This window comes from Streptomyces sp. NPDC093089 (assembly GCF_044754405.1).
In the GTDB taxonomy this organism is placed as follows: domain Bacteria; phylum Actinomycetota; class Actinomycetes; order Streptomycetales; family Streptomycetaceae; genus Streptomyces.
Map to the genome: position 1 here is coordinate 207,727 of NZ_JBIVPA010000007.1, position 17,990 is coordinate 225,716.

The 17,990-nt window shown below is 74.1% G+C and carries 16 protein-coding genes; 7 read left to right on the forward strand and 9 right to left on the reverse strand.

Going from position 1 to position 17,990, the window contains the following annotated elements:
• Positions 1–75: 75 nt before the first annotated feature.
• The gene (locus ACIQFX_RS18200) at positions 76–1,641 is read right to left on the reverse strand and encodes an FAD-dependent monooxygenase (protein ID WP_402464190.1); all 1,566 of its coding nucleotides are present in this window, start codon (positions 1,639–1,641) and stop codon (positions 76–78) included.
• 290 nt (positions 1,642–1,931) lie between these two features.
• Here ACIQFX_RS18200 and argG point away from each other — a divergent pair, with 290 nt between their 5' ends.
• The 4 genes from argG (at position 1,932) to ACIQFX_RS18220 (ending at position 6,819) form a co-directional block, all read left to right on the forward strand.
• Entirely contained in the window at positions 1,932–3,377 is a 1,446-nt protein-coding gene (gene argG, locus ACIQFX_RS18205) for an argininosuccinate synthase (protein WP_376490471.1), read from the forward strand.
• Positions 3,378–3,639: 262 nt separating this feature from the next.
• Positions 3,640–5,043, forward strand: a complete 1,404-nt coding sequence (locus tag ACIQFX_RS18210; RefSeq protein WP_402464192.1) for a M48 family metalloprotease — start codon at positions 3,640–3,642, stop codon at positions 5,041–5,043.
• A gap of 99 nt (positions 5,044–5,142) precedes the next feature.
• On the forward strand, positions 5,143–6,147 hold the full coding sequence (locus ACIQFX_RS18215; RefSeq protein WP_402464194.1) for a sigma factor-like helix-turn-helix DNA-binding protein: 1,005 nt from the start codon (positions 5,143–5,145) through the stop codon (positions 6,145–6,147).
• A gap of 267 nt (positions 6,148–6,414) precedes the next feature.
• On the forward strand, positions 6,415–6,819 hold the full coding sequence (locus ACIQFX_RS18220; protein ID WP_402464196.1) for a VOC family protein: 405 nt from the start codon (positions 6,415–6,417) through the stop codon (positions 6,817–6,819).
• 63 nt (positions 6,820–6,882) lie between these two features.
• On the opposite strand, the gene ACIQFX_RS18225 is transcribed toward ACIQFX_RS18220, so the two are convergent.
• The 4 genes from ACIQFX_RS18225 to ACIQFX_RS18240 all read right to left on the reverse strand — a co-directional run bounded on the left by ACIQFX_RS18225 (position 6,883) and on the right by ACIQFX_RS18240 (position 10,912).
• Positions 6,883–8,046, reverse strand: a complete 1,164-nt coding sequence (locus ACIQFX_RS18225; protein ID WP_402464199.1) for a methyltransferase — start codon at positions 8,044–8,046, stop codon at positions 6,883–6,885.
• A gap of 54 nt (positions 8,047–8,100) precedes the next feature.
• Positions 8,101–8,676, reverse strand: a complete 576-nt coding sequence (locus tag ACIQFX_RS18230; RefSeq protein ID WP_376490117.1) for a histidine phosphatase family protein — start codon at positions 8,674–8,676, stop codon at positions 8,101–8,103.
• 69 nt (positions 8,677–8,745) lie between these two features.
• Positions 8,746–9,207, reverse strand: coding sequence for a GNAT family N-acetyltransferase (locus ACIQFX_RS18235; protein WP_402464201.1), 462 nt, complete (start codon positions 9,205–9,207; stop codon positions 8,746–8,748).
• A gap of 103 nt (positions 9,208–9,310) precedes the next feature.
• A complete protein-coding gene (locus tag ACIQFX_RS18240; protein ID WP_402464629.1) occupies positions 9,311–10,912 on the reverse strand; it encodes a PLP-dependent aminotransferase family protein in 1,602 nt (533 codons plus the stop codon).
• 22 nt (positions 10,913–10,934) lie between these two features.
• Between ACIQFX_RS18240 and ACIQFX_RS18245 the strand changes: the two genes are divergently transcribed.
• Together ACIQFX_RS18245 and ACIQFX_RS18250 are read left to right on the forward strand one after the other, a co-directional pair.
• Entirely contained in the window at positions 10,935–11,753 is an 819-nt protein-coding gene (locus ACIQFX_RS18245; RefSeq protein WP_402464631.1) for a DMT family transporter, read from the forward strand.
• Between the two features lie 83 nt (positions 11,754–11,836).
• Positions 11,837–12,040 (forward strand): DUF1918 domain-containing protein, encoded by a 204-nt coding sequence (locus ACIQFX_RS18250; protein ID WP_402464633.1) that lies wholly within the window; start codon positions 11,837–11,839, stop codon positions 12,038–12,040.
• A 4-nt stretch (positions 12,041–12,044) separates the two neighbouring features.
• On the opposite strand, the gene ACIQFX_RS18255 is transcribed toward ACIQFX_RS18250, so the two are convergent.
• Positions 12,045–13,301, reverse strand: coding sequence for a glycoside hydrolase family 10 protein (locus tag ACIQFX_RS18255; RefSeq protein ID WP_402464203.1), 1,257 nt, complete (start codon positions 13,299–13,301; stop codon positions 12,045–12,047).
• 198 nt (positions 13,302–13,499) lie between these two features.
• On the opposite strand from ACIQFX_RS18255, the gene ACIQFX_RS18260 reads away from it, so the two are divergent.
• Complete coding sequence (locus tag ACIQFX_RS18260) at positions 13,500–14,360, forward strand: 3-hydroxybutyryl-CoA dehydrogenase (protein WP_402464205.1); 861 nt, start codon at positions 13,500–13,502, stop codon at positions 14,358–14,360.
• An 82-nt stretch (positions 14,361–14,442) separates the two neighbouring features.
• Here the strand turns inward: ACIQFX_RS18260 and ACIQFX_RS18265 are convergent, their stop codons facing one another.
• The 3 genes from ACIQFX_RS18265 to ACIQFX_RS18275 all read right to left on the reverse strand — a co-directional run bounded on the left by ACIQFX_RS18265 (position 14,443) and on the right by ACIQFX_RS18275 (position 17,919).
• The gene (locus tag ACIQFX_RS18265) at positions 14,443–14,973 is read right to left on the reverse strand and encodes an NUDIX hydrolase (protein ID WP_376490123.1); all 531 of its coding nucleotides are present in this window, start codon (positions 14,971–14,973) and stop codon (positions 14,443–14,445) included.
• 62 nt (positions 14,974–15,035) lie between these two features.
• Positions 15,036–16,379 (reverse strand): transcriptional regulator, encoded by a 1,344-nt coding sequence (locus ACIQFX_RS18270; RefSeq protein WP_402464207.1) that lies wholly within the window; start codon positions 16,377–16,379, stop codon positions 15,036–15,038.
• A 472-nt stretch (positions 16,380–16,851) separates the two neighbouring features.
• Positions 16,852–17,919 (reverse strand): PP2C family protein-serine/threonine phosphatase, encoded by a 1,068-nt coding sequence (locus tag ACIQFX_RS18275; protein ID WP_402464209.1) that lies wholly within the window; start codon positions 17,917–17,919, stop codon positions 16,852–16,854.
• Positions 17,920–17,990: the final 71 nt, after the last annotated feature.

Sequence of the window (17,990 nt, forward strand, 5' to 3'; positions counted from 1 at the left end):
GACGCTATTCGGCCGTCCCTGACACCCAAATGGCGCCGGGACGGCATCGGGGCCGCGCGTCGCGACGGGCCGGTTTCAGCCCTTGGGGGCTCCGAACCACCGGGACAGCTCGGCGCGCAGCTCCCGCCGGCCGTCGCCGACCCAGGCCACGTGGCCGTCCGGGCGGAGGAGGAGGGCGGGGAGGTCGACGGCGTCGCCGGTGGCGATCTCCCGGGGGACGCCGACGACGTGGTCGACGCGGTCGGTCCAGCCGTCCGCCGAGAGGAGGCCGGCGGGGTCGAGGAGGAGGCCGCGGCCGGTGCGCAGGAGCTCGTAGAGACGGCCGTCCTTCAGCCGGAGGTCGCGGAGCCGACGGCCGAGGAGGTCGCGGGCCGGGCCGGGACCGCGACCCTCGCCGGGGCCGTGGACTTCCCCGGGGGCCCGGCCTTCGCCTTCGCCCTCCCTTTCACCTTCACCTCGGCCTTCACCTCGGCCTTCACCTCGGCCTTCGCCTTCGCCGAAGTCGTAGCGGACATCGACGGCGGTGATGAGGCCGGTGACGTAGCGGTTCACCTCCTCGAAGTCCATGAGTCGGGCGAAGAGCCCGCGGAGCGCGGTCGCGCCGGGGTCGGTGCCGAGGAGGGTGATCTGGGCCCGGGTGTTGTCGAGGACGGCGGCGCCGACCGGGTGGCGTTCGGAGTGGTAGGTGTCGAGGAGGCCTTCCGGCGCCCAGCCGTTGACCTCGGCGGCCAGCTTCCAGCCGAGGTTGAACGCGTCCTGGACGCCGAGGTTGAGCCCCTGTCCGCCGGTCGGCGGGTGGATGTGCGCCGCGTCGCCCGCCAGGAGCACGCGGCCGACGCGGTAGCGCTCGGCCTGCCGGGTGGCGTCGCCGAACCGGGAGAGCCAGCGGGGCGAGTGCGCGCCGAAGTCGGTGCCGGCGACGGCCCGCAGCTGTCGCTTGAACTCCTCCAGGGTCGGCGCGGCCGTACGGTCCCCGGACACGCCGTCGGCGGGCACCACGACGCGGTGCACGCCGTCGCCGACAGGGGCGACGCCGAACCGGAGCTGGGTCTTGCGGACCTCGGCGACCACGGCGGCGACCGTCTCGGCGTCCGCCGTCAGCCCCATCTCGCCCAGCAGCGTCTCGACCCGGGCGGGCTCGCCGGGGAACCCCACGCCGATCAGCTTGCGCACCACGCTGCGGCCGCCGTCGCAGCCGACGAGGTAGCGCGAGCGCAGCGACGTGCCGTCCGCGAGCTCGACGGTCACCCCTTCCCCGTCCTGGCTCAGCCCCACCACTTCCCGGCCGCGCCGGAGGTCGACGCCGACCTCGACGGCGTTCTCCTCCAGCAGCCGCTCGGTGACCGGCTGGGGTGTGGCGAGGCCGTAGGGGTGGGCGGTGTCCAGGCGGTCGGGCCACGGCTTGGCGATGCCACCGAAGAGACCGCCGACCCGGAACTTCTCGCTGACGGCGAGGAAGCGGTCGAGCAGGCCGCGCAGATCCATCAGTTCGACGCTGCGCGCGTGCAGCCCCTGTCCGCGGGACTGCCCGGTCGGCCCGGTCAGCTTCTCCAGGACGACCACGCCCACGCCGGCGAGCCGCAGTTCGGAAGCGAGCATGAGGCCGGTCGGTCCGCCGCCGACCACGATCACGTCAAACACTCGGAAACCCCGTTCGAAGAGAAGATCAGGAGTGGTGCCCGGGCCGCCGCGCACACCCGTGGCGTACGCGGCACGGACTTGCGTTTCCGCAGGTCCTGGCCTTGGCCGACCATTCTGGGACACCACCGGGGCCTTGCCGCAAGACCCCCTGTGCGCTATACCTTGAGAGTGGCGAGGGGTGCGGAACTCCTTGCCTTTTCTTGTATGTCGGCAGGGCCCGCGGGGCCCTCGCACCGGGGTGTCACGCACCCGGCGTTGCATGACCATGCAGAATGATGCATACTCTTCCCATGTCCAAGGTCCTCACCTCCCTGCCCGCCGGCGAGCGCGTCGGCATCGCCTTCTCCGGCGGACTCGACACCTCCGTCGCGGTCGCATGGATGCGCGACAAGGGCGCCATCCCCTGCACCTACACCGCCGACATCGGCCAGTACGACGAGCCCGACATCGCCTCGGTGCCCGGCCGCGCCAAGACCTACGGCGCCGAGATCGCGCGCCTGGTCGACTGCCGCGCGGCGCTGGTCGAGGAGGGCCTTGCCGCACTCACCTGCGGCGCGTTCCACATCCGCTCGGGCGGCCGCGCCTACTTCAACACCACCCCGCTCGGCCGCGCCGTCACCGGCACCCTCCTGGTGCGGGCGATGCTCGAGGACAACGTCCAGATCTGGGGCGACGGCTCGACCTTCAAGGGCAACGACATCGAGCGGTTCTACCGCTACGGCCTGCTCGCCAACCCGCACCTGCGGATCTACAAGCCCTGGCTGGACGCGGACTTCGTGACCGAGCTCGGCGGCCGCAAGGAGATGTCGGAGTGGCTGCTCGCCCACGAGCTGCCCTACCGCGACAGCACGGAGAAGGCCTACTCCACCGACGCCAACATCTGGGGCGCCACCCACGAGGCCAAGACCCTGGAGCACCTGGACACGGGCGTCGAGACCGTCGACCCGATCATGGGCGTGAAGTTCTGGGACCCGTCGGTCGAGATCGCCACCGAGGACGTCACCATCGGCTTCGAGCAGGGCCGCCCGGTGACGATCAACGGCAAGGAGTTCTCCTCCCCCGTCGACCTGGTCATGGAGGCCAACGCCATCGGCGGCCGCCACGGCATGGGCATGTCCGACCAGATCGAGAACCGGATCATCGAGGCCAAGAGCCGCGGCATCTACGAGGCCCCCGGCATGGCGCTGCTGCACGCCGCCTACGAGCGCCTCGTCAACGCGATCCACAACGAGGACACCCTCGCCCAGTACCACAACGAGGGCCGTCGCCTCGGCCGCCTCATGTACGAGGGCCGGTGGCTCGACCCGCAGGCCCTCATGGTCCGCGAGTCCCTCCAGCGCTGGGTCGGCGCCGCCGTCACCGGCGAGGTCACCCTCCGGCTGCGGCGCGGCGAGGACTACTCGATCCTCGACACCACGGGCCCGGCCTTCAGCTACCACCCGGACAAGCTCTCCATGGAGCGCACCGAGGACTCCGCGTTCGGCCCGGTCGACCGGATCGGCCAGCTCACCATGCGGAACCTCGACATCGCCGACTCCCGCGCCAAGCTGGAGCAGTACGCCGGCCTCGGCCTCATCGGCGCCGGCAGCCCCTCCATCGGCGCCGCCCAGGCGGCCGCCACCGGACTGATCGGCACCATGCCCGAGGGCGGCGCCGAGGCCATCGCCTCCCGCGGCGACGTCGCCGACGACGACGAGATGCTGGACCGCGCCGCCATGGAGTTCGGCACGGACTGACCGGCACCTCCGCCACCCCGAAGGGGCCGGCCCGACGCGACACGCGTCGGGCCGGCCCCTTCTGCGACTCCCCGCACGCACGGGCGCGCGAGGGAGGTACCAGAATCACGTGCGCGCACGTCGTGCACGTACCGAGTGCGGGCACGGCGTACGAGAACGACACACGTCGTGCCGAGTGCGGCCGTACCGGGTGCGGCACGACGCACGAGAGCGAATCAGGACGGGCGGAACCGGGAGAGGTCCGCCGAGGGGGCGGGGTGCCATGACGGAGACGGCACAGACGGTCGGCCGGGCGGCGGGGCAGGACTGCCCCGAGTGCGGGACGCGGGTGACGGGCGGCGGGGCGTACGTCACGTGGTGCGCCGCCTGCGACTGGAACGTCGACCCCGAGGTGCGGCAGGAGGAGGCACGCGGGCGCGTGGAGCGTCTGCGGCGGAGCCTGGCGCACCGGTACGGGGAGCAGCTCTTCGCGGAGCTCTCGGGCACGGCGGAGGCCTCGGCCCACGCGGGCACGGCGGACGGCGCGGAGCCGACCAACCGGGGCACGGGCACGGGCACAGGCGCGGGCACGGGCGCAGGCACGGGCACGGGCACGGTGGGCGCGCGGCGCGGGCCCGGGCGGGACGGCGTGCTCGCGGCGGCGCTCGCCGTGGCGGTGCACGGGGTGACGGTCGCCCTGCTCGCGGGCGGACTGTGGCTGCTCGTCGCCGAGTGGGGCCGCGGCCTGCTGCCCGCACTCGGGGGCCTGCTGATCGCGCTCGCCGTCGTGCTGCGGCCCCGGTTCGCCAAGCTCGCGCGGCTGTCGGGCGAGCTGCCCGTGCTGCGGCGGCAGGACGCACCGCGGCTCTTCGCGCTGCTCGACGAGATCGCGGAGCAGGTCGGCACGACCGGCTTACGCGAGGTGGTGATCGGGGCGGACGCCAACGCCTCGGTGACCACCTACGGCGTCCGCCGGCACCGCGTGCTCCGCCTCGGTCTCGGCCTGTGGCGGATCCTGTCCCCGCAGGAACGGGTCGCCGTCCTCGGCCACGAGTTCGGCCACTACGCGCACGGGGACACCCGCCGCGGCCTCCTCGTCGGCAGCGCCTTCCAGTCCCTGGCGACCTGGCGCTACACGCTGGCCCCGAAGCACCCCGACGGCCTGATGGACGACCTCGTCAATCTGCTCACCGCTCCGCCCCGGCTGCTCGTCGAAGGCGTGCTCGTCCTCCTGGAGCACCTCACCCTGCGCGACTCGCAGCGCGCCGAGTACCTCGCCGACGCGTCCGCCGCCCGCGCCGGGGGCACGGTGGCGGCGGCCGGTCTGATGGACCGCCTCCTCGTCTCCGGCAGCGTCGAGGGGGAGCTCGGCCGCGAGGTCGTCGCGGCGCGGACCCGGATCGGCGGCGCGCGCCGCGAGGATCCCGCCGAGGGGTTGTGGGAGCGCGTCGCCGCCCACGGCGCGTCGATTCCGGCGCACGAGTACGAACGCCTGCGCCGCGTCGCGGAGCGGCGCGGGCACCAGGTGGACTCCACGCATCCCCCGACCCACCTGCGCCACCGCCTGCTGACCGGGGGCGAGGAGGTCGCGGCCCGGATCGTGCTCGACCCCGCGAGGTCCGCGGGCGTCGAGGCGGAACTCGCCGGGCCGGCCCTGCGCGTGGCCCGGGCGGTCGTCCGGGGCTGACTCCGGACTCGGCGCCGCCGCTCCCGCTCCCGGGCCCTGTCACATCCGGCTCGCCCCTCGCGTCAACCGGGTGACGGAACCTACGAGGAGTGTGACGCCATGTCCGACGACACGTTTCTGGCCGCCCTGAACCTCCGCTTCGACGCGCACGAGGAACGGTTGCGGGGCGTGGCCCTCCGGATGATGGGGTCCCCGGCCGAAGCCGAGGAGATGCTCGCCGCGGCACGGGCGGGCCTCGACCGCGACGGCGGCGCCGCCGTACGGGCCTGGCTGACGGCCCTCGTCGGCCGGACCTGCGTGCGCGGCCTCCAGGACCGGGCCGCGTCGGGGCCGTGGCTCGGCGGCCGGGGAACGGCGGACGGCTCCGGAGCCACGGCGGGCACGACGGACGGGGCGTCCACCGCAGGCGCCACGGTGGGCACGACGGACACGACCGACCCGGACGCCGCCGCGGGAGTCACGGCGGACACGACCGCCCCGGGCCCCGCTCCAGGCGCCGGGCCCGGAAGACGGCCTCCCACCGGGGATCCGGCCTCCGTGCACGTGGCCGACGTCGATTCCGTATGGCTGGCCCTGCTCGTCGTCCTGGAGTCGCTGGGGGCCGAGGAGCGGATCGCGTACGTGCTGCACGACCTCTTCGGGCTGCCGCCGGCCGAGGCGGCGCGGATCACCGGGGACTCTCCGGTGGAGGTGGCGCGGCTGGCGCGACGGGCGCGGGAGCGGGTCCGGGGCGTGGGGACGGTCCGGGGCGCCGACGATCCCGGGCGGCAACGGGTGCTGGTGGACCGGTTCCTGGCGGCCGCACGCGCGCGGGACGCCCGCGCGCTGGCGGCCGTCCTGGATCCGGACGTCGTGGCGTACTCCGACCGGGGCCCGGTGCACGGCGCGCCCGCCGTCGCCGAGGGCGCCGCCGCGTTCGCGCGGTTCGCGGACGTGTCCCGGCCCGCTCTGGTCGACGGGGCGGTCGGCGCGGTCGCCTTCGTCGGGGGCCGTCCGGTCGCGGCGCTGATGTTCACCTTCCGCCGGGAGCGCATCGCCACGCTCTCGGTGACCGCCGGGGAGGACCGGGTCAAGGCCCTGGACCTGGCCTTCCCCGACTGGTGAGCGCCGTCCGGGGAGTCTGCCGGACCGGCCGCTCCCCGTTCCCGGCGGCACCGCCACCGCCTGGTGCTGTGGCCGGAAGGGTTCACCGCCTCACGACGCCCGGCGCGGCACCTCGCCGCGTTGTCGGACCGCGCACGTACGTCCGGTACGAGCCGCGGCCCTCCGCCTTGCGACGCGTCCCCTCGGCCCTGGCGGGCCCGGGAAGGCCCCGCGCACCGGACGCCGCGAACCGGCAGACCTTTCCGGCCACAGCACTAGCCTGGCGGCATGATGATCAACGCGCAGACCCGTGTCCGGGTCGCTCGTCCTTCTCGGGACCTCGCCGCCGCCGAGCGGTTCTACGTCGACGGGCTGGGGCTCCAGGTGCAGTGGCGGAGCACCGATCCGGAGCCGGGGAAGCACGAACTGCTGATGGTCGGGCCCGCGGACGGAAGCTGGCACTTCGAGCTGACCCGCGATCCCGGGAACCCGCTGGAGCCGGCCCCGACCGTCGACGACCTGTTCGTCGTCTACCTCGGCGCGCCGGTCCAGGACGAGCAGGTGGAGCGGCTGCTGGCCGCCGGCGGCACCCGCGTGTCCCCGCACAACCCGTACTGGGACGAGTGGGGCGTCACCGTCGCCGACCCGGACGGCTACCAGCTCGTCCTGTGCTCCCGTACCTGGGGCGGCTGAGCCGGAGCCGGTCCGGGCGGGCCCGGACCGCGTGAGGCGGGACCGGGCCGCCCGGGGCGGGTCCTAGGCCTGTCGTACGGCGCGCAGGACGACGAACTTCGCGTCGCTGGCGACGAGTTCGCTGTTGCCGAAGATGCGGCGGAGGGTGACGTGGTAGCCGAGGTGGCGGTTGCCGACGATCCACAGCTCGCCGCCGGGGCGGAGGGCGCGCCGGGCGTCGGCGAACATGCGCCGGGCGGTGCGGTCGGTGGTGGCCTGGTGGCTGTGGAACGGGGGGTTGTTGAGGACCAGGTCCACGGAGCCGGCGGGCAGGTCGGAGAGGCCGTCGCCGACGAGGAACTCGGCCGTGCGCCGATCGCCCACGTGGGTGCGGAAGTTCTCCTCGGCGGAGGCGACCGCCTGGTACGACTCGTCGGCGAAGACCAGTTCCGCCTCGGGTTCGTGGAGGGCGACGGCGAGGCCGACGACGCCGTTTCCGCAGCCGAGGTCGGCGACGCGGGCCCGGCCGAAGCCGCCCGGGAGGTTGGCGAGGAGGAAGCGGGTGCCGATGTCGAGGCGGTCGGCGCAGAACACACCGGCGTGGTTGGTGACGGTGAGTCCGGGGAGGCCGGGCGCCGGGGTGTCGGCCGGGAGGTCGTACCGGTACGGCCAGGGGTTCCGGCCCGGGGTGAGGGCCGGGTCGGGCGTGGTGTGGATCAGCCGGGCCTTCTTCACCGCGAGGGAGGTGCGGGTGGGGCCGAGGATCCGCTCGAAGAGCTTGAGGGTGGAGGTGTGGATGTCCTTGACCATGCCGGTGCCGACGACCACGGTGCCCTCGTGCACGGCGGGTGCGAGCCGGTGCAGCTGGTCCTCCAGGAGCGCGAGGCTCTTGGGGACGCGGACGAGGAGCACGTCGATCCGTGCGGGCGGCGGGTCCTGCGTGGTGAGCAGGCGGACGGCGTCCGGGGCGGCCCCGGCGCGCGCGAGGTTGGCCTCGGTGGCCCGGCGGCCGAGGTACGAGTCGGAGATCTGGACGAGCTCGCCGGGTCCGGCGGCCTGCAAGGCGGTGACGAGCGCTCCCCAGCGGTCGCCGAGGACGGCGACGGTGCCGGACAGGTCGGTACCTGCCTCGGCGAGGTGGCCGAGGAGGTACTCGTCGGACGCGTCCCAGGCGCGCAGCTGGTCGCGCGGGTCCTCGGGGAAGCGGGTCAGCGTGAAGGCGCCCCATGACGTGGTCAAACGGTTCATCGTGCTCTCAGGCTAGCCGGTCGCCCGCGCCCCGCTCGCCGGATGCTCGTCTGTTCAGCGCAAGGCCGTGTCGAGGTGGAGGTGCCAGAGGCCGGGCCGGCCGGTGAGGGTGACGGTGGAGAGGGGGCGGACGTCGACGTTCCAGTACGTGGCGGGCGGCGCCTTGAGGGCATAGACGAGGGCGGCCCGTACGACGGAGGGTTCGGCGACGGCGACGATGGCGCCGTCGTCGGCGGGGCGGGTGTCGAGCCAGTTCCCTATGCGGGTGATGAAGGCGAGGAGCGGTTCGCCGCCGTGCGGGGCGGTGCGGGCGTCGGTGAGCCAGGCGTCGACGGCGGCCGGTTCGAGGGCGGCGACCTCGGCGAGGGTCAGGCCGCGCCAGCGGCCCATGTCGCAGTCGCGCAGCGCGGGCTGGGCGAGCGGCGCGTATCCGAGGGCGGTGCCGGTGGCGCGGCTGCGCGGGGTCGGGGAGCAGTAGCGCAGTTCGGCGGAGCCGAGCGGGATGAGCGCGGGCGCGGCCTGCTGCACCTCGTACCAGCCGGCCTCGTCGAGCGGCCGGTCGTCGTCGAAGCGTTCGGCGAGCAGGGAGGAGCTGCGTGCCGCCGTGACGAGCGTCACCCGAAGACCCATGGCCGCGATCGTGAGGCCGGTGGCCCCGCAGGTCAAGGGGTTGATTCGCGGGGCGGGAGGGGGTGGGGTTCAGTGCTGCCCGAGAGCCATCCACTTGTCCGGATTCTGGAGTGGCGTGAAACCGACCTTCTCGTACACGCCGTGCGCGTCGGCGGTGGCGAGCATGATGCGGCGCAGTCCGTACGGCTCCAGGTGGTCGCGGACGGCGGCGACGAGCGCGGTGCCGAGACCGGTGCCGCGGGCGGGGCGGTCGACGTAGACGTCGCAGAGCCAGGCGAAGGTGGCGTAGTCGGTGACTACTCGCGCGTAGGCGCTCATCGCGCCGGTCTCGCGGTCGTAGGCCCCGAGGTTGAGCGAACCCGCGATGGCGCTGTCCTGCTTCTCCCGAGGTCGGCCGAGGGCCCAGTAGGAGTCCGTGGAGAGCCAGTGGTGGACGAGGGCGGCGTCGATCCGCGCCGGGTCGGCTGAGATCTCGTACGCCCCGTGCATGAGGGGGGCGGCGGGGGTGTCGGGGAGGGCGCTGTCGTCCATGGCCGCAGGCTTCCAGGAGCGGCGGCGGGTTGTCAGGTGAATTTGCCGGGGGCCGGGGCCGGTCCGGGCCCGGCCGGGACGTCCCCCCGGCCGGGCCCGCTGCTCACGCGGTGAGCTCGTCGACGGCCGTACGGAGGCGGCGCACCCCTTCCGCGATCTCGGCGGGGCCCGCGACACCCGCGAAACTCAGCCGGATGTGCCCGGCGGGGGGTTCGGCGCAGAAGTAGGGGCGGCCGGGGGCGGCGGCGACGCCGGCCCGCAGCGCGGCGCCGAGGAGGGAGGCCTCGGGCAGGGCGTCGGGGAGGCGGAGCCACAGGTGGTAGCCGCCGGAGGGGACGTGGGGCAGGGCCAGGCCGGGCAGGTCCTGGGCGACCGCGCCCGTCATCACCGCGCGGCGGCTCCTGAGCTCCTGGGAGACGGCGCGGAGGTGGCGGTGCCAGGCGGGTGCGCCGACGAGTTCGAGGGCGGCCTCCTGGAGGGGCCTGGGCACGAAGAAGCTGTCGACGACCTGGATGGCGCGCAGCCGCTCCAGGACGGGGCCGCGGGCGGCCAGGGCGCCGACGCGCAGGCTGGGCGAGGTGGCCTTGGTGAGCGAGCAGACGTGGATGACGACGCCGTCGGGGTCCTCGGCGGCGAGCGGGGCGGGCAGCGGCGGGGCGTCCTCGTGGACGAGCCGGCGGGCGAAGTCGTCCTCGACGACGAAGGCCCCGGCGGCGCGGGCGATCCGGACGACCTCCCGGCGCCGTTCGGGGGCGAGGACCGCTCCGGTGGGGTTCTGGAAGAGCGGCTGGCAGACGAACACGCGGGCGCCGGTGGCGCGGAAGGCGGCTTCGAGGAGTTCGGGGCGGACGCCGTCGGCGTCGGCGGGCACGGGGACGGGGCGGAGTCCCGCGGCGCGGGCGACGGCGAGCATGCCGGGGTAGGTGGGCGACTCGACGAGGACGGGGGTGCCGGGCGGGGCGAGGGCGCGCAGCGCGGTGGTGAGGGCGGACTGGCCGCCGGCGGTGATGAGGACCTCGGCCGCCGTGACGCTGCCGCCGATCTCGCGGGCGAACCACTCGCGCAGTTCGGGCAGGCCGTCGGTGGGCGGCCGGCCCCAGGCGCCGGGGCGCCGTCCGGCGCGGGCGAGGGCGGCGGCGAGGGCCTGCTCCGGCTGGAGGGAGGGGTGGAGGTAGCCGCCGTTGAACTCGATCACGCCGGGCGGGGGCACGGAGAGGGTGACGAGGACGCCGGAGGCGTCGACGGCGCGGGGCACGAGTTCGGTGGCGGTGTCGGCGCTGAGCGCGACCTCCTGCCAGGAGGTGTCTCCGGCGACGGGCGTGGGGGTGCGGGGCTCGGCGCGGAAGGCTCCGGCACCGGGGCGGGTGACCACGAGTCCTTCGGAGGCGAGCTGGGCGAGGGCGCGGGTGACGGTCACCGGGGAGACCCGGTACCGCTCGACGAGGGCACGACTCGATGGCAGTTTTCCACCGGGTGAGTAGCGGTCGAGTTCCGCTCGCAGGGATTTCGCCAGTTCCACCACACTGCTACGCTCATGCATGAGGACACAGAATAGCGCTACTGCCATCACGACGATAGCGGTCCCCGCCACCGGGCAGACCGCCACCGGCCCGATCGCCTCGACGGCCCCGCCCACGTCGGCCCGGGCCGCGTCGACCGGGGCCGCGTCCGCCCCGGCCGGCACCGATCCGGTCGGCCGCGGCACCCTGCTCGCCGTCCTCGGCGTGGTGTCGTTCTCGCTCACCTTCCCGTCGACCGTCTGGGGCCTGGAAAGTTTCGGCCCCTGGTCCCTGGTGGCCGTGCGCTCCACCCTCGCCGCCCTCGTCGCGGGCGCGTTCCTGCTCGCCGGCCGGGTGCCGCTGCCCGACCGGCGCCACTGGGCGGGCCTCGCCGTGGTCGCCGGCGGCGTCGTCGTCGGCTTCCCGCTCCTGACGACGCTGGCCCTGCAGACCTCCACCACCTCGCACGCCGCCGTCGTGGTGGGTCTGCTCCCCCTCACCACCGCGACCTTCGCCGCGCTGCGGACCGGCCGGCGCCCGTCCCGCACCTTCTGGTTCGCGGCCGTCTCCGGCGCGGTGGTGGTGATCGCGTTCACGCTCAAGGAGAGCGGCGGCGCCCTGTCGCGGGGCGACCTCTACCTCTTCGGCGCGCTCCTGGTCTGCGCGGCCGGCTACACCGAGGGCGGACGGCTCGCGCGGCTCATGCCGGGCTGGCAGGTCATCGGCTGGGCCCTGGTGCTCTGCCTGCCGCTGATGGTGGCGGCCTCCGCGGTCGCCCTGTCCGTCGAGCCCGTCCACCTGAACGCCCACGGCGTCATCGGCCTGGTCTGGGTCGCCGCCGGCTCCACCTTCTTCGGCCTCTACGTCTGGTACCGGGGCATGGCGTCGATCGGCATCCCGAAGGCCAGCCAGCTCCAGCTCGCCCAGCCGCTGCTCACCCTCTTCTGGTCGGTCTTCCTGCTCGGCGAGACGCTGCCGCCGGCCGCCCCGGTCGCCGCGGTGGCCGTCCTCGTCTGCATCGCGGTGACCCAGCGGGCCAAGAACTGACATGACGCATCGGGGTGAAGCGGGCCACAATGGCAGGTATACGGCCCAACCAGGTCAAGCCCGGTCGCGAGGAGGTCACCCCGATGCAGGCGAGCGTGGGCGACAAACTGCTGGTGCACGGCCGGACCGTCGGTCATCACGACCGTACGGCCGAGGTCCTTCAGGTACTGGGGGAGAACGGCACTCCCCCGTACCGCGTGAAGTTCGACGACGACGGTCACGAGGCCCTGATGTCCCCGGGCCCCGACACCGTCGTACGCCACCATCCGGAGGGAGGGGCCCGCTGAGCCCTCACGTCTTCGGCGGACGGACCCGGGTCGGGTAGTGGTCGGCCACCACGGCGGCCATCGCCCCGATCCGGTCCGTGGTGACCTCCTTCGCCGCGAAGAAGCAGTGGCCGCCGACCCCCGGATACGTGGCGGCGAGCGCGAGGTGGCGTGAGAGCTCCCCCGGGTCCTGCCACGCGGCGGGCTGGGCGGGATCGCCCGCCTTGTAGAGCGCCTCGCCGATGTACAGGCCGACGCCGGTCCCCCGTACCACCGCGTCCCACCAGGGCAGCAGCTCGGCGTAGTCGGCGGCGGGCAGGCCGATGTTCCAGTACAGCTGCGGCACGACGTGGTCCAGCCAGCCCTCCCGGACCCACTTCCGGGTGTCGGCGTACAGGTCGTCGTACGTCTGGACGCCGGCGCGGGTGTCCGAGCCCTCCGGGTCGGTGGCGGCGTTGCGCCAGACCCCGAAGGGGCTCACCCCGAAGGCCACGTGCCGCTTGGTCTCCTTGATCCGGCGGGACATCTCGGAGACCAGCAGATCGGTGTTGTTCCGCCGCCAGGACGCCTTGTCGGGGAAGTCCCCGCCGTACCGCGCGTACGCCTCGTCGTCGGCGAAGACCTGCCCGGCCACCGGGTACGGGTAGAAGTAGTCGTCCCAGTGCACGGCGTCGACGTCGTACCGCCGCACCGCGTCCAGCATCGCGTCCTGGACGAAGCTCCGGACCTCGGGCAGGCCCGGGTTGTAGTACAGCTTCCCGCCGTACGGCAGCACCCACTCCGGGTGGAGCCGGGCCGGATGGCCGGCGACGAGCCGGGCCGGGTCCGTGTGGTTCGCCACCCGGTACGGGTTGAACCAGGCGTGCAGTTCGAGGCCCCGCGCATGGGCCTCGTCGACGGCCGTGCCCAGCGGGTCCCAGCCCGGGTCGCGGCCCTGCGTACCGGTGAGGCACTGCGCCCACGGCTCGTACGGCGAGGGCCACAGCGCGTCGGCGGTCGGCCTGACCTGGAGGACGACCGTGTTGAGGCGGCGCGCCACCGCCGCGTCGAGATGGGCGAGGAGCTCGGCCCGCTGCACCTCCGCGGTCAGTCCGGCGCGCGAGGGCCAGTCGCGGTTGGCGACCGTCGCCAGCCACATGCCGCGGAACGCGCGCCGCCGGTGCGGTCTCCGCCTCCCCGGCGACGTGGCGTCCGACGGCGTCGCGGCCGCCGACGGGGCGCCGGTCGTCGCCGCCCCTGTCGCTCCCGTCACGGCGAGCGCCGCCCCGGTGGCACCGGTCACGAACCCTCTTCTGCCGATAGGCGGCACTTGTACCCCTCCTCTGTCGGATACGTCACACGCACCCGGACAGCATGCCCGCCCCGGACGATCGATCATCGGTTAATGAGCGGTAACGTCGTGGGGGTCGAGGCGGACGCACCGGAATCACACGGCGGCCCGCCGCCAGAGAAGAGCGAAAGGCACGAGGTGACGGACTCCATGGCCGACATTGAGCGCGTCGGAGTGGTGGGCTGCGGCCAGATGGGCGCGGGCATCGCAGAGGTGTGTGCCCGGAGCGGGCTCGAGGTGAAGGTCGCCGAGACCACCGGCGAGGCGCTGGAGATCGGCCGCACCCGGCTCTACAACTCGCTGAACAAGGCCGCCGAACGCGGCAAGATCAGCGAGGAGGAGCGGGACGCGACGCTCGCCCGTCTCAGCTTCACCACCGACCTGGGCGAGTTCGCCGACCGCGACCTCGTCATCGAGGCGGTCGTCGAGAACGAGCAGGTCAAGACCGAGATCTTCCAGGTTCTCGACCAGGTGATGACCCGGCCGGACGCCATCCTGGCCTCGAACACCTCCTCCATCCCGCTGGTGAAGCTGGCCGTGGCGACCTCCCGCCCCGACCAGGTCATCGGCATCCACTTCTTCAACCCGGCCCCGGTGCAGAAGCTCGTCGAGCTGATCCCGGCCCTCACCACCTCCGAGGGCACGATCAGCCGCGCCCAGGCCTTCGCGGAGAAGGCGCTCGGCAAGCACGCGATCCGCGCGCAGGACCGCTCCGGCTTCGTGGTCAACGCCCTCCTCGTGCCGTACCTGCTCTCCGCGATCCGGATGTTCGAGTCGGGCATCGCGAGCCGCGAGGACATCGACAACGGCATGGAGTTCGGCTGCGCCCACCCGATGGGCCCGCTGAAGCTCTCCGACCTGATCGGCCTGGACACGATCGCGTCGATCGCCGACTCCATGTACTCCGAGTTCAAGGAGCCGCTGTACGCCGCTCCCCCGCTGCTCCAGCGCATGGTGGACGCGGGCCGGCTCGGCCGGAAGACGGGCTCGGGCTTCTACCCGTACTCCTGACCGCTCCCCCGAACACCGGACGGCCCGTACACCCGCACAGGTACGGGCCGTCCGGCCTTTCGTCCGCGCTGCTCGGGAGGGCTCAGCCGAGGCGCAGGTGGTGGAGCATCAGCAGCCCGGCGGCCATGTTGGCGGCCGGGATCTCGCCCCGCGTGATCATGTCGGGGATCTGCTTCAGCGGGACCCAGGCCCGCCGCGAGGACTCGAAGGCGTCCTCGGGCGGTCCGGTGTAGGTGGCCCGCTCCGCCCAGTAGAGGTGGTGGCGGGCGTCGCTGAGGCCGTTGGAGGGCTCGACGGTGAGGAGATGGCGCAGCGGCCCCGGCCGCCAGCCGGTCTCCTCCTCCATCTCGCGGGCGGCGGCGGCCTCGATGTCCTCGCCGTCCTCGACGACGCCGGCGGCCAGCTCCCAGCCCCAGCTGTCGGTGATGAAGCGGTGGCGCCAGAGCATCAGGACTTCGTCCGCGTCGTTGACGGCGGTCGCGACGGCGACCGGACGGAGCCGGATCAGATAGTGGTCGAGGTGGCGGCCGTCCGGGAGTTCGACGTCCGCGAGGTTCACCCGGAACCAGCGATTCTCATACACAGAGCGTTCGCTCAGTTTCGTCCACTGCACGTTCTTGCCACCTTCCGACTGGTCGGTGCTCGTTTGGTGGCAATATCGCAGCAGTTGAAGGCTCACAGGGGAACGCGCAAAGCCCCTTCGATCAGCGCCGCCGCCTCCCGCGCGTCGTGCCCGCCGCTCGCGAGGAGGTGCTCCCGCACCTGGCGGAGCCGGTCCCGCAGCCGCCGCGACTCCATCCCCCGCGCCCGCTCCGTCATCTCGACCGCCGTGCGCGCCGCCCGGTCCGCCTCCCCCTGCCGCAGTTCGATCTGACACAGCATCGCGAGCCGGTGCACCCGGCCCCGGTCGTGCGAGGGCGTCCCGACCGCAGCCGAGGCGTGCTCGTACGCCGCCGGAAGGTCCCCCAGACGGAGCAGGGCTTCGGCGACCTGCACGTTGACGAACCCCGGCTGGACGTACCCCGTCTCGGCCGGCTCCTCCCCCGGGCTGATCCGCTCCGCCGCCGCCTCCGCGCGCCGGATGCAGGCCAGCACGGCCGTCCCGTCACCCAGGTGCGCATACGCCTTCGCCTGCATCGCCGTCAGGTCCGCGGCGAGCGCGGGTGTGACCTGCCGCCCCGCGGCCCGCAGCGCCGCCTCGGCGAACGCCACCGCCTGCCGGTACTCCGCCATGAACAGCGCCTGGTTGACGAGCAGCGCGATCACGTACGCGCCGAGCCCCCGGTCCCCACTGGCCTTCGCGAGCCGCAGCGCCTGGTGGAAGTAGCGCTGGGCGAGACCGTGCGCGTCCGCGTCGTACGCGCAGATTCCGGCCACCGCGACCAGTCCGCCGGTCGCCCGGTGCAGCTGCCGCCCGAGGGGGTCGCTGTACGCGCCCCGCAGCAGCGGCGCGGCCTCCGCCGTGAGGAAGCCGACGATCCGGGCCCGGGTCGCGATGCCCCCGGCCCTCCGGTACATCTGCTCGTAGTGCGAACGGGCCGCGCTCAGCACGGAGATGTCGGCCGCCGACACCCTCGCCCCCCGCACGGCGCGGGACACGTCCGCGTCCTCCGGCGGGTTCTCCCACTCCCACACCGGCATCACCGCGGGCGTGCCCGTCACGGCCTGCGCCCCCAGCGTGTGCGGGCGCCGCTGCTCGTCGGAGCGCCACAGCGCCGGCGCCCGCTCCACGAAACCGGACAGCGGAGCGCCCAGCGCCGGCGGCGGGCCGCCCGGCACCCCGAGCCCGATGTCGTCCAGCGTCACCTGCCGGTGCAGCCGCGCGGCCAGCACCTCGCAGAGCAGGTCGGGCACCTGGCCGCGCGGCCGCTGCCCCTTCAACCAGCGCGCCACCGCCGTGTGTTCGTAGCGCAGGGTGAGACCCCTGGCCCGGCCGGCCCGGTTCACCCGGGCGGCCAGACCGGCATGGGAGACGCCCGCCTCGTCCAGCAGGGCGTCGAGCAGGGTGTTGGGCTGCATGGCCCCTCCGGTGACTCGGTGCACACACCCTAGGGCCGCCCGGGCCGTCAGGTGGCCGAATTCATACGGGTCAACCGCGTACGGGTTGTTTTCGTATGAACCGACTTCACCCGGGCCGCCACCACCTGGTCCGCCACCGCACGTTCCGGTCCCGCACGTCCCGGTCCCGTACGGCCCGGTCTCACACATCCAGGTCTCGTACGCCCCGGTCCCGTACGCCCCGGCGCCGTGCAGCCCCGTCCTGCACGGACCGGTTTTCGCACGGGGTGTGAACGAAGTACCCGTTCCACGGGCCCGCGTGCTCTGCCGCGCCCGTCCCGCCCCCGGTTGACTGTGCTTCTCGCCGCAAGGCGAAGACCGGGCCGCCGGCTCCCCCTCGAACAGTGCGGCCGCCCGGTCCGCGTCGCCCGCCCCGCTGATCTGCCCGACACTCCGTGGCGGGGCGGGCGGCGCCGGCCCCGCGGCCTCCCGCTCAGCAGTGCGAGGAGGACGCGGGCCGGGACCGGCGCAGCCCGGGTTCGGCGGGCTGCGCCGGTACCCGGACACGGTCGTTGCGCACGACGAGCAGCGCGACGTCGTCGGCCGGCCGGCCACCCGTGTGGTCGAGGAGGGCCGCGTGGACCCGCCTGACCAGGGCAGCGGGCGTCTCGCCGGCGGGCCCCACCAGGGCTGATTCGAGCGCGAAGAAGCGCCCCCGGTGGTCGCGGGCCTCCTCGGCACCGTCGGTGTGCAGGACCAGCGTCTCGCCGGGCAGCAGCCGGGCCGCCGCGTACGGCACGAGGGCAGCGGGCAGCGGAAGCACCCCGAGCGGCGGCAGCGGATCGCCCACCGGAAGCCGCTCCGCCCTCCTGCCGAGGCGGAACGGGCCCGGGTGACCGCAGGTGAACACGGACAGCCGCCCGTCGGGCCCGATCTCCAGGAGCAGCAGCGTCACGAACTCCTCCGCCGCCGGGTGCCGCGGCTCCGACCCGGCCCGCGCCGGGTGCTCGTCCCGCGCCCGCTCCCCCAGGTGCCGTGCGAGCGCCCGCTCCAACCTCCGCAGCACGCCCCCGAGTTCCGGCTCGTCATGGGCGGCCTCGCGAAAACTCCCCAGGACGGCCACCACCGCGCCGAGCGCCGCGATCCCGTGCCCCCGCACGTCCCCGATGACGATCCGCACCCCGTACGGCGTGGCCACCGCCTCGTACAGGTCACCCCCGACGCACGCACCCCGCGTGGCCGACAACTGCCCCGCGGCCAGCGCGAATCCGCCCAGCCGCTCCGGTGGCGGGCGCAGCAGCACCCGCTGCGTCGCCGCCGCCACGGCCCGCACCCGCGCCAGCTCACGCGCGAGCCCCTTCCGCGCCCCCAGCACCAGCCCGGTGCCCACGGTGAGGAACACGACGCTCGTGGCGATCCTCATCGGCAGCCCCGGCTGTCGGGCCAGCGGACAAGCGAACTTCCACGCCACCGCCACCGCACCCCACGCGGACGGCACGGCGAGCGGGGCCAGCCGGCGGAGCCGGGAGCCATCGGCGAGCAACGACCTGGTACGGATCATGCACGGCCCTTCCCGAGCCCCGACAGCGCCCGAAGGCCCTGCGGCCCACAGGTCCGCCCCTGCGGCCGCGT

What these genes read in the sequence shown, in the direction of transcription:
- ACIQFX_RS18220 (WP_402464196.1), top strand. Translation starts at nt 6,415, where the DNA reads ATGATGATCAACGCGCAGACCCGTGTCCGGGTCGCTCGTCCTTCTCGG.
- ACIQFX_RS18270 (WP_402464207.1), bottom strand. Translation starts at nt 16,379, where the DNA reads ATGCAGCCCAACACCCTGCTCGACGCCCTGCTGGACGAGGCGGGCGTC.
- ACIQFX_RS18250 (WP_402464633.1), top strand. Translation starts at nt 11,837, where the DNA reads ATGCAGGCGAGCGTGGGCGACAAACTGCTGGTGCACGGCCGGACCGTC.
- ACIQFX_RS18210 (WP_402464192.1), top strand. Translation starts at nt 3,640, where the DNA reads ATGACGGAGACGGCACAGACGGTCGGCCGGGCGGCGGGGCAGGACTGC.
- ACIQFX_RS18225 (WP_402464199.1), bottom strand. Translation starts at nt 8,046, where the DNA reads ATGAACCGTTTGACCACGTCATGGGGCGCCTTCACGCTGACCCGCTTC.
- ACIQFX_RS18230 (WP_376490117.1), bottom strand. Translation starts at nt 8,676, where the DNA reads ATGGGTCTTCGGGTGACGCTCGTCACGGCGGCACGCAGCTCCTCCCTG.
- ACIQFX_RS18275 (WP_402464209.1), bottom strand. Translation starts at nt 17,919, where the DNA reads ATGATCCGTACCAGGTCGTTGCTCGCCGATGGCTCCCGGCTCCGCCGG.
- argG (WP_376490471.1), top strand. Translation starts at nt 1,932, where the DNA reads ATGTCCAAGGTCCTCACCTCCCTGCCCGCCGGCGAGCGCGTCGGCATC.
- ACIQFX_RS18215 (WP_402464194.1), top strand. Translation starts at nt 5,143, where the DNA reads ATGTCCGACGACACGTTTCTGGCCGCCCTGAACCTCCGCTTCGACGCG.
- ACIQFX_RS18235 (WP_402464201.1), bottom strand. Translation starts at nt 9,207, where the DNA reads ATGGACGACAGCGCCCTCCCCGACACCCCCGCCGCCCCCCTCATGCAC.
- ACIQFX_RS18260 (WP_402464205.1), top strand. Translation starts at nt 13,500, where the DNA reads ATGGCCGACATTGAGCGCGTCGGAGTGGTGGGCTGCGGCCAGATGGGC.